Source organism: Hymenobacter sp. CRA2, from assembly GCF_002007105.1.
GTDB lineage: Bacteria > Bacteroidota > Bacteroidia > Cytophagales > Hymenobacteraceae > Solirubrum.
In genome coordinates this window covers 1-765 of sequence record NZ_MVBC01000043.1, presented here as the reverse complement: position 1 = coordinate 765, position 765 = coordinate 1, and the positions used below count along the sequence as shown (strand labels likewise).

The 765-nt window shown below is 44.8% G+C and carries 1 protein-coding gene; it reads right to left on the bottom strand.

All coding sequences use genetic code 11. From position 1 onward, the window contains the following. Window positions 1-102 precede the first annotated feature (102 nt). Window positions 103-591 (bottom strand): RNA-directed DNA polymerase, encoded by a 489-nt coding sequence (locus tag B0919_RS25070; RefSeq protein ID WP_139362390.1) that lies wholly within the window; start codon window positions 589-591, stop codon window positions 103-105. Between the last annotated feature and the right edge of the window lie 174 nt (window positions 592-765).

Sequence of the window (765 nt, the reverse complement as noted above, 5' to 3'; positions counted from 1 at the left end):
CGCAAAAGCGCGCGGCCACTTGGGCCTGCCGGGCGCCCGGCTCGGCCAGCGCCTGCGCCACGCGCTGACGCAAATCCATCGAGTATGCTTGCATACAGCCGCTTACGTACGCGGAGCGCCAGCAGCTACATTGTCTGTGAATCTGCTATACCTGTGGCCAACTAAGTTGTCTATTCTTGTTATCAATTCCTTGTCAATCCAACAACCTATCAGTTCTGCAATTAGTAATGACGTGTCAGGCCCGACAGGTATTCCTATTGTTTGTCCTGACTGGCAATTCCTTATCAATTTATCTAGGTTGTTCCCTATTAATGTATAGTCATTTCTGTTTTGTTTTGCTGTCTTTTTTGTATGTAACACCCAAGGAATAATGTGGGTGTAAATAGTGTTGTAGTATTTTGCAATGTCTGTCTTTATTTCATAAATTTTTGCGAAAGAATTAAGGGCTCCGGAGCGTCTAAAGTCTCCATATGTGAGAATTGTTTTAATGCTTCTTGCGCCTCTTGGTGTGAACACAGGAAGGCTAGCTGAAATATCTGATTTATAATAAGTTTCTATTGCTGTGTAATTATCGCAGATATACTTGGACAAGAGCCATTGGCTTAGGGGGTTAGGTAAGCTAAGTTTTCTTCTACTTAGAGCCTGTTTGGGAATTGGCTAGGGAGTAAACAAAAACGAGCCAGTAAGTTGCGTCGGGAGTTCCTAGGCTCCGGTTCGCATTATGGTTGAGTGCTATCAACCCCTTACTGACTCGCAGTGGCAAGG